The 12,349-nt window shown below is 44.2% G+C and carries 13 protein-coding genes; 5 read left to right on the top strand and 8 right to left on the bottom strand.

Annotated features, from left to right (window positions below; translation table 11 throughout):
* Positions 1-65 precede the first annotated feature (65 nt).
* On the top strand, positions 66-899 hold the full coding sequence (gene ppsR, locus OH460_RS24140; RefSeq protein ID WP_008221770.1) for a posphoenolpyruvate synthetase regulatory kinase/phosphorylase PpsR: 834 nt from the start codon (positions 66-68) through the stop codon (positions 897-899).
* 107 nt (positions 900-1,006) lie between these two features.
* Here ppsR and grxB read toward each other — a convergent pair whose 3' ends face one another.
* The 3 genes from grxB to OH460_RS24125 all read right to left on the bottom strand — a co-directional run bounded on the left by grxB (position 1,007) and on the right by OH460_RS24125 (position 3,243).
* Complete coding sequence (gene grxB, locus OH460_RS24135) at positions 1,007-1,639, bottom strand: glutaredoxin 2 (protein ID WP_269999801.1); 633 nt, start codon at positions 1,637-1,639, stop codon at positions 1,007-1,009.
* A gap of 300 nt (positions 1,640-1,939) precedes the next feature.
* Positions 1,940-2,098, bottom strand: coding sequence for a hypothetical protein (locus OH460_RS24130; RefSeq protein WP_008221767.1), 159 nt, complete (start codon positions 2,096-2,098; stop codon positions 1,940-1,942).
* A 164-nt stretch (positions 2,099-2,262) separates the two neighbouring features.
* On the bottom strand, positions 2,263-3,243 hold the full coding sequence (locus OH460_RS24125) for a Gfo/Idh/MocA family protein (protein ID WP_269999800.1): 981 nt from the start codon (positions 3,241-3,243) through the stop codon (positions 2,263-2,265).
* A gap of 209 nt (positions 3,244-3,452) precedes the next feature.
* Between OH460_RS24125 and OH460_RS24120 the strand changes: the two genes are divergently transcribed.
* Both OH460_RS24120 and OH460_RS24115 read left to right on the top strand, forming a co-directional pair.
* Complete coding sequence (locus OH460_RS24120; RefSeq protein ID WP_269999799.1) at positions 3,453-3,935, top strand: GNAT family N-acetyltransferase; 483 nt, start codon at positions 3,453-3,455, stop codon at positions 3,933-3,935.
* 2 nt (positions 3,936-3,937) lie between these two features.
* Positions 3,938-4,717, top strand: coding sequence for a L,D-transpeptidase family protein (locus tag OH460_RS24115; RefSeq protein ID WP_171761649.1), 780 nt, complete (start codon positions 3,938-3,940; stop codon positions 4,715-4,717).
* A gap of 40 nt (positions 4,718-4,757) precedes the next feature.
* Here the strand turns inward: OH460_RS24115 and OH460_RS24110 are convergent, their stop codons facing one another.
* The 3 genes from OH460_RS24110 to OH460_RS24100 form a co-directional block, all read right to left on the bottom strand.
* Complete coding sequence (locus OH460_RS24110; protein WP_269999798.1) at positions 4,758-5,495, bottom strand: sulfite exporter TauE/SafE family protein; 738 nt, start codon at positions 5,493-5,495, stop codon at positions 4,758-4,760.
* A 159-nt stretch (positions 5,496-5,654) separates the two neighbouring features.
* Complete coding sequence (locus OH460_RS24105) at positions 5,655-6,374, bottom strand: glycerophosphodiester phosphodiesterase family protein (protein WP_269999797.1); 720 nt, start codon at positions 6,372-6,374, stop codon at positions 5,655-5,657.
* Positions 6,375-6,585: 211 nt separating this feature from the next.
* On the bottom strand, positions 6,586-7,188 hold the full coding sequence (locus OH460_RS24100; protein ID WP_269999796.1) for a 2OG-Fe(II) oxygenase: 603 nt from the start codon (positions 7,186-7,188) through the stop codon (positions 6,586-6,588).
* Positions 7,189-7,390: 202 nt separating this feature from the next.
* Here OH460_RS24100 and OH460_RS24095 point away from each other — a divergent pair, with 202 nt between their 5' ends.
* On the top strand, positions 7,391-8,179 hold the full coding sequence (locus OH460_RS24095) for an MBL fold metallo-hydrolase (protein ID WP_116870929.1): 789 nt from the start codon (positions 7,391-7,393) through the stop codon (positions 8,177-8,179).
* 389 nt (positions 8,180-8,568) lie between these two features.
* On the opposite strand, the gene OH460_RS24090 is transcribed toward OH460_RS24095, so the two are convergent.
* Complete coding sequence (locus OH460_RS24090; protein WP_008224746.1) at positions 8,569-8,997, bottom strand: ATP-dependent zinc protease family protein; 429 nt, start codon at positions 8,995-8,997, stop codon at positions 8,569-8,571.
* Positions 8,998-9,029: 32 nt separating this feature from the next.
* A complete protein-coding gene (rimK, locus tag OH460_RS24085) occupies positions 9,030-9,935 on the bottom strand; it encodes a 30S ribosomal protein S6--L-glutamate ligase (RefSeq protein WP_004740040.1) in 906 nt (301 codons plus the stop codon).
* Between the two features lie 601 nt (positions 9,936-10,536).
* Here rimK and OH460_RS24080 point away from each other — a divergent pair.
* Positions 10,537-12,321 carry an SgrR family transcriptional regulator gene (locus OH460_RS24080; RefSeq protein WP_269999795.1) on the top strand — a complete coding sequence of 595 codons (1,785 nt, stop codon included), beginning with the start codon at positions 10,537-10,539 and terminating at the stop codon, positions 12,319-12,321.
* Positions 12,322-12,349: the final 28 nt, after the last annotated feature.

Below are 12,349 nucleotides of genomic sequence, written 5' to 3'. Positions count from 1 at the left end.
AGGGTTTTGTTATATATATTATGGTTACCATCCTACTCAAAATAATTTTAAACATTAAATAAAAAATGCAAATTGATATTCAAAGTCGTGATGTATTCTATGTTTCTGATGGAACGGCCATAACATGTGAGACTTTAGGGCATGTTGTTCTAGGTCAATTTCCCTTCAAAGCCAATGAGAAAACCTTTCCTTTTGTTGAAAGCGAGGACAAACTTTCTGATTTATTGAAAGAGATTGAAACTTCGTACCGTGAGAGTGGCCAGCAACCTTTGGTGTTCTTTTCGATTGTGATTCCTGAAATCAAAGCGAAGTTGCTTGAAGCGCCTGCTCATTGCTATGACGTGTTGGAAAGTATTGTTCAGAAGGTACAAGATGATATCCATATGGCGCCGACTCCTAAGCTGCAACGCTCACGCAGTGTAAACAAGGACTCGGTGAAGTATTTCGACCGCATTGCCGCAATAGAGTACACGCTTGCGCACGATGATGGCATTACGCTTAAAGGTCTAGAGGAAGCCGACATCATCTTACTGGGTGTGTCTCGAAGTGGTAAAACCCCAACAAGCTTGTATATGGCGATGCAGTTTGGTTTAAGAGTGGCAAACTACCCGTTCATTCATGATGATTTGGCACGATTAAAGCTGTTGCCAGAGTTTGAGATATACCGACATAAGCTGTTTGGTTTAACCATTGATGCAGAAAGATTGACTGAAATCCGTGAGAATCGTTTAGCGGGCAGTGAATACGCGAGCGACTCACAATGTCTGTATGAGTTGCAAACCGTAGAGGCGATGTTCCGTAGAGAGGCAGTGCCGTATATCAATACCTCATCGTTATCGGTTGAAGAGATTTCTACCCGTATCCTAGAGCGAACCGGCTTGAGAAGGCGCCTGTTGTAACAACAAGAGCTTGATGTCATCGAAATAGTGAAAGATAAAAAAATCGAAGCTAGCAGGTGGAGATACCTGATGGCTTCGATTTTTTGTTTGTGCTTGTTGTAATCGTTCTAGCGAAGAAGAGACAGTTTTAGCTTTTCACTCTGCTTTTCTAACCAACGTTCTAGAGCTGGTGGCCATGTGATGCTTGGCTCAACGCAGAAGCCACGCAGCATAGAGAAGTACACTGCTTGGTCGATAAGAGGCAGCGAAGACTCCCCGTTCTCTATGTTAAGTAGCAGTTCTGCATCTTTCAGAAGCGGGTTAATCTGTTCAACAAACTGCGGTGTTTGTTCAATCAGCTTGTCGAAGTTCAGCTCTTCGGTTTCTTTAGCTGCGCGCCATGCTTCTTTGCTTGCTGGTGATTGGTACTCAGCAAGGTCCAGTTTCCACCAACGTGGCAAACCGATGCGCTGGCTTAGCGGGAATGCGCGAGTTTGGAACAGGGTCACTTGCTCTGATGGCTCACGCTGCTCGTCACTAGATTTCAAATCCATGAAGTAAGCGATGATATCTAGGCTCTCAGCCATGATAGAGCCATCGTCTTTTTGTAATACGGGTACCATCTTTTTACCGATTAAATCGATAAGGGTTTGGGCATCATCATAATCCACAGAAATAAGTTCGATGTTTAAGCCTAGAGATTGAGCGATGTAGGCGACTCGTGCACAGAAAGGGCAGTGGTCGTAAATATAAAGCTTCATAGCTTCCCTCAGTTCATGGTCATTGTGAGTATAAGGTGATGCTAATGTACCAGAAAATTCTGTAAACACTAAACATCAATAGAGAGTGCGTATCAGTAGGCAATAAGCCTTTGTTGTTACGCTTTAATTCATTCTATTGTCTGTTGGAACTGACTTTGCTGCAATGACTAAACCTGTAGGAAGGCTAGCAGATATAAAAAAGGCCCTGGCTGTTAACTCTAATGCAGAAGAGTAAAGCAGCCAAGGCCTCAATTTTGTTACCTTTAGCAGAGTGACTACTAAAAGAGCAGAGCGGTTAGACTATGCTTTTTTAAGATCTTGCATTGGGTAAGTAAGCGGCATTGCGCCTTCTACTGTTGTAACGTGAACGTAGTAACCACCAGCACTTAGACCAGTTACTACCATTTCACCAAGTTCAACACCTTTTGTTGCTACAACGCGATCGTCAACTGAAAACACTTTACACACCTTCAATAAATTAAATAAATACGATAGATATCGAACGCGGATTTAATCAGATAGCCCTCTGATCAACTAATCCGGTTATTTGTCGTAAGGATTAAATTTAGTTATGCATAAACTGATATGTGACTAAAATCAGAGTGTTAGCTTAATGGTCTGTATTATTTATCTGCAGGATAAACGACACCAACCTGTTGACGCATCTTTGTAATTAACTTGGCAACGGTTAATGCGCGCTGTTTAGCATCGGTTTGTGTGGTGTGATCGCCAGCAATACAATCAGCAAAGGCTTGCGCTTCGTAACTCATTGAGTTTTCGCTTTGTACTTGAGTGAGATTTTCAATGCTTCCATCACGGTAGCGGATCTTAACATCGGTACATTCAGCGATGTGATCAATGATGATCGCACCTTGCTCACCCTGGATCTCGCTTGGCGCATATGAGTCGCTGACCTTAGAGTGTGCAAGGGTCACGTCAAATTCAGGGTATTGGAAGATGGCACAGCCATGCGCATCAACGCCTGATTCCAGCAGTTTTGCAGATGCCTGGGCGTTATCAGGTTCACCAAACAGCGCTACCGTTGCTGCAACGCAATAGAAGCCGATATCGACCAATGAGCCATTTGAGAAAGCCGGATTAAAAGTGTTTGGGTTTTCACCATTCAGGTATTTTTGGTAACGCGATGAATACTGGCAGTAGTTGATGTGCGCTTTATGTACCTTGCCGATTTTTTCTAGCCCAAGTTGGACTTGTTTAAAGTTAGGTAGGAATTGAGACTTATACGCCTCAAACAGTACCACACCGTTTTTCTCAGCGACTTCAAACATGCGTGTGGCTTCCACAATATTCGATGCAACAGGCTTCTCACAGATGACGTGCTTACCATGCTCCATCATCAGAATCGACTGCTCACAGTGCAGTGAATTGGGTGAGGCGATGTATACCGCTTCAACCGTATTGTCGTTGGCTAATGCGTCAAGTGAGTCATATGTGGTTTCAACACAGAATTCTTGTGCGAACTGCGCGGCGCTGTCTAGGTTTCGTGAATAAACAGCAGTCAACTGCATCGATTGTGATTCATGTGCAGCTTGAACGAACTTTTGTGTAATCCAATTGGTTCCAATTACAGCGAACTTAATCATAGAGGTGTCCAGTCGTTAGTGTATTGATTCTGCAGAGATAGTAGCACTCAAAGGCTGGTAATGTGCCTGAGATTTGCGGAACAATTTCCCCAAACTTAGTGCCTAATATTTATCACATGCCTTCACAGAGCGTCTGAGTCGACCAGTGGAACGGTGCACATTTAAGCCATTTTTGCTAAGGTGTTATTGAATTCAAACAAGGTGATGATATGCAAATTCGGAATGCTAAGGTAACTGACATCAACGCGATTTTAGCGCTCTCTGATCAGATAAATCATCAACATCATCTCGGTGCGCCTATGGTGTTTGCGCCGCCGTCACAAAGCAAAGCAGACAGCGAGGAGTACTGGCTGGGCTTAATGATTGACCCGACTGGGGCCTTCTTTGTCGCTGTTGAACAGGATGTAGTGATTGGTTTTCTCGTGGGTAAGGTCACGCAGAACAAAGGCGTGAGCTTTATTCAGTCTCATAAGGTGGCGAGAGTGAACACTATTGTGGTGAGTGACCAAATTCAGAGTAAAGGCGTTGGTCGAGCGCTAATGAAGTCATTCAATCAATGGGCGCAAGCTCAAGGAGCGATCGAATTAAGATTAGAGGTGATGGAGTTTAATCAACAAGCTCAGAGCTTTTATGAGTCGCTAGGAATGGAGACTCAGTCCCGAATCATGTCGATGCGTTTTGAGGAGATATAAGGGTGCGTCCGTTTTTACCACTATCACTATGCTTATTCTTGATGAGTCCGATTGTACTCGCCGAAAAGGTCGTCGTTGAGAAGATAGTGTCTGACGCTACCGCTATTGAAACCATTGTCTTTGAGTCAGCACCAGCTCATTCACAACGCATCTCAACTTCATCTCCTAACTCTACTGGTACGTCAAAATCAAAGCATGTGATTGATGTAGATGAGGTGCTGGGTGAGGGGCAATCCACTCACATTGCTCAACTGGCACAAGGTTCATCGCAACGCTTACCTAAAGCTTCTGCTCAAGCTTCATTATTAGAACCCTACATGGCGCCCGATTCTTTTTCTGAAATTGATCCTCTGTTGCAAGTAGTGACCTTAGTGAAAGTCGATAAATCGAAACGCAGAATGTACCTACTCAAAGGGGATGAAGTGGTACAAGAGTTTCGTATCGCTTTGGGTAAGGAACCGAAAGGTCATAAACGCTTTGAAGGGGATAACCGAACGCCAGAAGGGGAATACACGCTCGACTATATCATGGAGCGCTCTGAGTTTTACCGTTCGGTACACATCAACTATCCGCGCTCTTCTGATAGACAGTGGGCTGAAGAGAATGATGTTGACCCAGGTGGTAACATCAAAATTCATGGTATTAAAAACGGCGAACGTCGTGCACCAGGTTTTATCCAAAGTTTCGATTGGACAGATGGCTGTATCGCATTAACCAACCAAGATATGGATGAGTTTATTCAACTAGTCAAAATGGGCACTCCTATCCATATCGAGTGGTAGGTACGGGTACCCATCTTCCTTTCAGAAATTAGACCGTTCGTTACAACAGAACTCGACCTGCACTAAAGAATGCAATCACGATAAGTAGCCCGATAGTGACAGGCTTAAATTTCTCTCCACCAAATCTCTCGAACAGTTTCGAACCGACATAGCCACCAAACATACTGCTTGGTAACAGGGCCAGTGTAAGCCAAACCACATCACGGTCGACGAGCCCTGCAATGGATGCAGAAACAAAGGCACTCGAATCCGCCAATACAAAGAACGCAATCAAACCTGCTCTGGCGACGTGCGGAGCCACAGGGCTCGCCAATGCGTGGGTGCCAATTGGTGGGCCAGACATAGAAGCCGCACCATTCATTATTCCAGCAAGGCTTCCTAGGATATAGGGAGCAAATTTCGGTTCACTTTTATATTGAAAGCCTCGGTAGATCATAAGTGCAGACGCAAAGATAAAGGCGCTGATGATCAAGATAATGGTGTCTTGGCTAACTGATTTGAGTAAAACCAGGCCAACAGGTGTGAACACAAGGCAAGGGATAAATACTTTTGCTACCCAGCGCCAATTGACATGTTTTTTGACCTTAGGCAGTAATTGAACGTTGCCAAGCAGGTCGATAAGCATGAACACAGGAACAAGCTCAATAACCGGCACGAATAACGCACTTAGAGGCAATGCGACTAGGGTGAAACCGAAGCCTGAGAAGCCACGAACGATAGCGGCAAAAATGAAGATTGCACCCAAAATTGGGAAAGTTGGACTAAAAATGAGATCCATAAATTAAGTAACCAATAAAGCTGCCTAAATAGTGCGAGCTAATGAAACCAAGTGAGCAGCGGAATGTACTCCTACTCACTTGTGTTTGCTACTTAATTTTAAGGTTTATCGAGGTAAATTTTCCCGTCTTAAACGTTTACTACTTTGGTATTTGCTTGGTCAATTTTTCGCGCTAAATCTATCTGGAAAATCAGTGAATATCGCATCGACGGTGGATAGGAATTTGAACTTAGACGGATCATTGACGGTGTAGCACCATGTTTGAATCTTTGCTTCGGCAAGCGTATCAAGATCATCCTGATTGACGTTTTCGTAATTCATATGACAACTGAACGCTTTCACCTGATCAATAAGCAAAAGATCGTCTTGAGAGAGCTGCTCTGTGATCACGCCAATGCGGTATCTTGGTAAGTGGCGAGCCATTTCTGCAACAACTTCATGGCTGAAACTTGAAAGCAGCACTCTGTCCGTGTCTATGTTTGAGCGGATCAGCTCACTGTGTAGAAGATCAACCACATGAGGGGCTTGGTGTCGGCTATCGACTTTTATCTCTAGGTTAACGCTTAGGTTATGTTCTTCAACAAGTTCAAGTAACTCGCTAAGTGTGAGTATTCGTTCTCCTTCGAACTGTTCTGACTTCCAGCCACCAAAATCAAGCTGACGCAGCTCTGCCAAAGTGTGTTCATCAACACGGCCCTTGCCATCACTACAGCGTTCGAGAGTGTGGTCGTGGCAAACGACAAGCTCATCATCTTGAGTTTGCTGAATATCGACTTCAATCCATTTCAAGCCAAGTTTAGCGGCTTGTTCAATACTTGCTTTGGTGTTTTCTGGGTGAGTACCCGCTACACCACGGTGACCTACGATGATAGATGACATAATTAATCCTTCTTGAATGCGCATCGTAAATATTTATTAAATATCAGTTTTCCCGAATACGCCAGAGTAATTGCTGGGCAAGAGTCTCTACACAGGATTCGGCTCATAAAAGTGATATTTTCCTCTTAGTACTTTCCTAGCAGTACTAAGAGGAAAAGCCTCTCAAGTGGAGAGGCTTTGGATGAGATGAGGCTTTGACCCGAACCTCGCTTTAGTGAGCGATATCGAGTTGGTTGTCTTTCACGCCGTTGATACGGAACCAACCTGCGATACTGAATCGTTCTGTGTTGGTTGGCAGAACTTCGTGTGGGAACTGCTCTGATAAGAACACAAACAAACGGCCAGACTTTGGCGGAATGGTTGCGATGTGATTATCTTGTAGATCGTAAACCATAAGCTCACCAGCGTCTTCCTCTGTCCACTCGTCATTCATGTAGAACACGGTAGTCAGACGGCGGTTCTCATTGCCTTTGAAGCAGTCTAAGTGCTTTTGGTAGAAGTCGCCTTTTTCGTATTTAGCAAAGTGCGCTTCGTACTCGAACAGACCCAAAAAGAACGCTTTGTTTGCTTCTAAACGAATCTGCTCCATTTTATCTAGGAACAGAGAAGCAGGCTCACCCATGTCGCGGTGTACCCACTGAATTTTGTCGCTACGAATGGTCGACTCTCGCGTTACTTCATCGTTACGGCCAATCCTAGCCTTTTTCCAGTTCTCTGGAATGCAATCCCTCAATGCCACCACTTCTTCATGCGTTAAGAAGTCATCCCAAACAAAGTAGCCTTGGGTAGAAAGAGCATCGATTAGTTGGTTCATGTATAGCACTCAGACAATAAATTAGAGGCGCATATATAGTCCTAATAACTCAGGTCAACAAATCACGTATTTTGTCGTCACGATAAAAGAGCGGAAGAGCATGGTACTTTGATGTGATTTTGTAGTTAACAAATTTGTTACAAATAAATATGAGTTTGCTATGGTATAGGTCTGACCAGTTGAATTATCACAAGGAGTGGGTTTGCAACTGCATACCATTAAAGGCTATATCCAAGACATGTATTTGGTCGAGTATCCGGACAAATTACTGTTGCTTGATGGCGCATGTCGAGCCGACATCCCGCATTTGAAGACTTTTATTGAAACCGAACTTATGCGTGATTTTTCTGATCTCCACACGGTTGTGGTGACACACATGCATCCTGACCATGCAGGGGCAGCGCACAAGCTAAGAAAGCTCACGAACTGTAACTTGGTGGCAGCAAACCGAGATAAGGATTGGTATCACGGTATCGATGGTATCTTGATGCATTTGACCGATCTCGCATTAGCAAGATGGATGGCAAACCGCTTAGGAAAGCCGAAAGCGAACTTGTGGTATTCAAGAAAGTTAAAGCCGGACTACAAACTGTCGGATGGTGAGAGCATTCCGGGTTTTGATGATTGGTTGGTTCTAGAAACCCCGGGTCACACCGACAGAGATCTTTCGGTTTATTGCCCATCTCACAGCGTTGCCTATGTGGCAGACCTCATGGTGGAAGTGAAAAAGAAGCTGATTCCGCCTTTCCCTATCTTTCACCCTAACAAGTACCGAGAGTCAGTATCTCGCATCTATGACATGCAACTTGATACCTTGCTGGTGGCGCATGGAGGACAAGTCGATTTTAGTCAGACAGCTTTTGAACACTTATTGATGAGCGCCCCAAGAAGACCGGTGACACATTGGCGGGTAACAAAAATCAAAGCCAAGAAACTGTTGTTATCGATTTGGCGTTTTGGTTTTCAATCTCATGGTAAATCTAAGAAATAGATCAGCAAAAAGTGGCAACTCGAAATTAAAGAATTGAAAGCAATAAGGCCAGTCATGAGACTGGCCTTATATCGTTGTGACGAGCTTTAGTTATAACCTGTGGAGCGGTTACGATGACTCTGATTAGGGCATGTTGATCTTTCGAGCTGATTTTTGCAGCGAGTTGCTGGGTATTTATACAAGGCAGAGGCATCGATGTGTAGCTAGCCTACATGAGAAGCCGATAACGCAGTAGAAATGACCAGCAAACGCTGCCCGAAGGGTTCGGCTAAAAGCGTTTTACTCTTTGTTGAGGGAGATTTGCTTAGAATGACTAGGCTACTTCTCCCTCGCCGCGATTAAAACGCTTTTATCTCGAACAAAATTTAACCGCGAAAGGTCAACACGCCCTAGTGAGTCAGCAGGAATTCACCCGCTGGGTCAACAATCACTTTGTCACTCATGCCTTGACGACCAAGCAACATCATGTAAGTCATGTCTTGACGGTTGCTTAGCGTGATATCGATAGGCCATTGTTGGCCACCGATTCTCAGCATGGTCTCAATCACACAACGGTGTTCAACTTCGCCGTTAGATGATTTGATTTTCTTACTTGTTTTCAGTTTCGCTTTGCAGCGCACTGTCTCTTCTAGGTGATAAACGTCTGGGTGAAGATCAAACTCAACGAAGTTCTCACCGTCTGTTTTTACACATAGTAGATTGTCTACGTGTAGAGAAGAGGTTTTAGCCCCTGTATCAACACGTGTATGTAGTCCAGTTATCCCTAACTCTGGTAAGCAAAGTGCTTCGGTATTCCCTATGATCATTTTATTGTTCATTTTCTTTCCAATCATGAGTTAACGGTATTCAATCAGCCCTTGCCACGAGTACGGTTAGCGTTTGGCTTTGCATTTTTTTCGATGAACTCGAAAATCATGTCTGCTACATCTTTACCCGTTGCTTTCTCGATGCCTTCTAGGCCTGGAGAAGAGTTTACTTCCATTACCACTGGGCCGTTCTTAGATTGTAGAATATCTACACCACATAGGTTTAGTCCCATGATTTTCGCTGCATTGATTGCTGTTGCGCGCTCTTCTTTGGTTAGTTTAACCAGTTGAGCAGTACCGCCACGGTGCAGGTTAGAGCGGAATTCACCCTCACCAGCTTGACGTTTCATTGCAGCAATTACTTTGTTGCCAACAACAAAACAACGGATGTCTGCGCCATTTGCTTCTTCAATGAACTCTTGAACCAAGATGTTCGCTTTTAGGCCCATGAACGCTTCGATAACGCTTTCTGCTGCTTTGTTTGTTTCAGCTAGAACTACACCGATACCTTGAGTACCTTCAAGTAGCTTGATTACAAGTGGCGCGCCACCCACGTTTTTGATCAGGTCTTGAATTTTGTCTGGGCGGCTAGCGAAACCTGTTTTTGGTAAGCCAATACCTTTACGAGACAACAGTTGTAGTGAGCGCAGTTTGTCGCGAGAACGACTGATAGCTACTGACTCATTGATACAAAAAGTGCCCATCATTTCGAATTGGCGAACAACCGCAGTTCCGTAAAAGGTAATGGAAGCGCCAATACGTGGAATAACAGCATCGTATTGAGGTAGCTCTTCACCCATGTAGCGAATCTTCGGATTGTTACTCGCGATATCTATATCACAGTGCAACGTGTCGATAACATCGACCTGATGACCACGTGCTTCTCCAGCCTGCTTTAGACGAGCGGTAGAGTATAGATTTTCGTTGCGAGAAAGAATTGCGATACGCATGGCGTTTCCTTAGTTAATACCTGATTGGTAACTGCAAATAAATTAGTTGTTAGCTGAGCTTTCAGTTTTTTCTGAGGCTCCTTGCTTGCTTCGGGGCGAACCTTAAGGCTTTTCGTTTAACTAAGAAAACGAATTAAATTTGTCGAGTCGACAACAGAAATTTATCGAATGTGTGAGCTATTGGTACAGCAGGCTTGAGAGGGGATTTAGAATGGAAAAGCGAGTTGAGACCTAACTCATATTGGGGGTAGGAGCATATTAGGTTGTGCTCAACTCGCGTTAACTCGTGCTAAAAAGTGTACTAATAACGCCAGTTACATAGCTCTATAAGTGTTCGTAGTGCTTCTCTTTCGAGCTTGCTACAGGTGCTTTTTAACTTATTAAGATAGTATTTTCTCATGGTCATTACTCTCTCTGGTTAGGCTTTATTTACAACCTATGGTTTGTTGCTGACCCGTTCATTATGGATAATTAAGAGGAACTAAAAAACAGATGTTATTTTTATTGGTTGTTCCTGTTTTGTTCGTATTACACTACTTTTTGATGAATGTGTTTTATAATGGGCTTAATTAGGAAGAGCTATCTTTAAAAGGTTCATTATTTGTCTGATCTAAACATGATGCGTTACTACACGCGGCTAGAGTCGTTCGAGCCAAACATTTCTCATTCAGTCACCCTAACCGAAGTAGCGGATATGCTGTTTACAAGCTTGCGTCACGCTCGAACCTTACTTGGTAAGATGCATCAAGCTGAATGGGTGGTGTGGGAGCCAAAAGTTGGCAGGAATCAACGCTCTAACTTAACACTGCGTTTTAGCAATTCAGAGTTGGCGCAGCATGTTGCAAGTAAACTGATAGAGCAGGGCAAGTACGAAAAAGCACTTTCCATATTGGATAATGACCGCGCTGTGTTTGGTTCTTTACTGCAAGAAACTTCCGGCGCGACCATGCGTGAAGGGCTGCTGCACGTTCAATTAACCTATAAGCGTAAGTTTGAGGATTTGTTTCCGCACCATATACACCGCAGTAGCGAACGATTTTTGATCAGACAGGTTTTTAGCTGCCTAGTGACGTGTAATGGTAAAGGTGAGTTAAAGCCTGAATTAGCTCACCATTGGGAATATGACACCGAGCAACTTGTTTGGACTTTCTATCTGCGCCCCGGTCTGACTTTTCATGATGGTCAGCCAGTAGATGCCAAGCAGCTGGTTGCTTTGTTTACTGCTTTACAAGCTCTGCCTTTCTATCAAGCTGAGTTAGATCATGTCGCTTCCATCTACAGTGAGCAGCCATTAAGGATCAGTTTTAAATTAACCCAAGCGGACACAGGTTTTGCGGGGTTGCTTGCTGGTGTTAAGTATTCGATTCAACCCGCCGAGCAAGTGATGCGTGAACCATTACCATTGAACTCAATGTCTCATGCTGTGATTGGTACTGGCCCTTTCAGAGTGGTTGAAACCAATAGTGAGCGCATCAAGCTCTCGGCATTCGAACACTTTTACGGTTGTCGCTCTTTAACCGATGAAGTGACTATTTGGCAGTTTGAAGAGTCGATGACTGGCAGTGCTCGATTCGATGATAGCCAGATGCAGGTGTCACCTTATGAAGACTCCGCCTGTTTTCACCAATTAGGGAAAAGCGACACAAAGCTGGTCTCGGCTGAAACAGACGGGCTTAGTAGTCGAATCGAAGATGGTTGTTTGTTTGTTCTTTTCAATCAAAACTCAGCAGTGAATCCGTTAAGCGACGAGCAACGTAAGTACCTATCAGCCCTTGCAAACCCTCAGGCTATTTTGGCGCAACTGGAGAAAAACCAAGGATTATTCAGTGTCTCTTTGGCTCAGAACATATTGCCAAGTTGGCAGAAGCTGTATCGAACGCCTTCCAGAGAGAGCGAGTTGCCTAAGAAATTGAGCATTGCGGTATATAACTACTATGCACTTTATCGGTGTGCCATTTCCGTGTCGGACATCCTTAAACGACATGGAGTGGAAGTTGAAGTGAACACCTACAGCTTTCGAGAGTTGGCGCAGCTTTCTCAGCGGGGCGACTTAAAAGAAGATTTGGTGCTGTGTAACCTGAATCTCGATGATAATGCGCCATCTTCGCTGTTCTCGTGGTTGATGAATGACCCTGTATTGCATTCCGCGCTCGGAGAGATGAACAGCGATTGGCTCAAGCAGCGCTTAGATCAGCACAAAGCAACGGTTGAATTACCGGATTACTTGGCTGAGTTGGAACCTATTGCATCGACATTGATTTCTGATTATTGGTTAGTCCCGATGTTCCATCACTTACAAACCGTGCGTTTCCAAGGGATTCTTAAAAATGTAGCCATCACCAACTGGGGATGGCCAGATTTCAAGAATGTATGGTCTGCTGATTAACTTGAATGGAGTGGTCAGCGTATTTCAT

It is taken from the genome of Vibrio sp. Makdt (assembly GCF_027587015.1).
Classification (GTDB): domain Bacteria; phylum Pseudomonadota; class Gammaproteobacteria; order Enterobacterales; family Vibrionaceae; genus Vibrio; species Vibrio chagasii_B.
This window is presented reverse-complemented; position numbering and strand designations above follow the sequence as displayed.

Coding starts and splice junctions, on each gene's coding strand:
- OH460_RS24120 (WP_269999799.1), top strand. CDS start 3,453: ATGCAAATTCGGAATGCTAAGGTAACTGACATCAACGCGATTTTAGCG.
- rimK (WP_004740040.1), bottom strand. CDS start 9,935: ATGCGTATCGCAATTCTTTCTCGCAACGAAAATCTATACTCTACCGCT.
- ppsR (WP_008221770.1), top strand. CDS start 66: ATGCAAATTGATATTCAAAGTCGTGATGTATTCTATGTTTCTGATGGA.
- OH460_RS24110 (WP_269999798.1), bottom strand. CDS start 5,495: ATGGATCTCATTTTTAGTCCAACTTTCCCAATTTTGGGTGCAATCTTC.
- OH460_RS24125 (WP_269999800.1), bottom strand. CDS start 3,243: ATGATTAAGTTCGCTGTAATTGGAACCAATTGGATTACACAAAAGTTC.
- grxB (WP_269999801.1), bottom strand. CDS start 1,639: ATGAAGCTTTATATTTACGACCACTGCCCTTTCTGTGCACGAGTCGCC.
- OH460_RS24100 (WP_269999796.1), bottom strand. CDS start 7,188: ATGAACCAACTAATCGATGCTCTTTCTACCCAAGGCTACTTTGTTTGG.
- OH460_RS24105 (WP_269999797.1), bottom strand. CDS start 6,374: ATGTCATCTATCATCGTAGGTCACCGTGGTGTAGCGGGTACTCACCCA.
- OH460_RS24090 (WP_008224746.1), bottom strand. CDS start 8,997: ATGAACAATAAAATGATCATAGGGAATACCGAAGCACTTTGCTTACCA.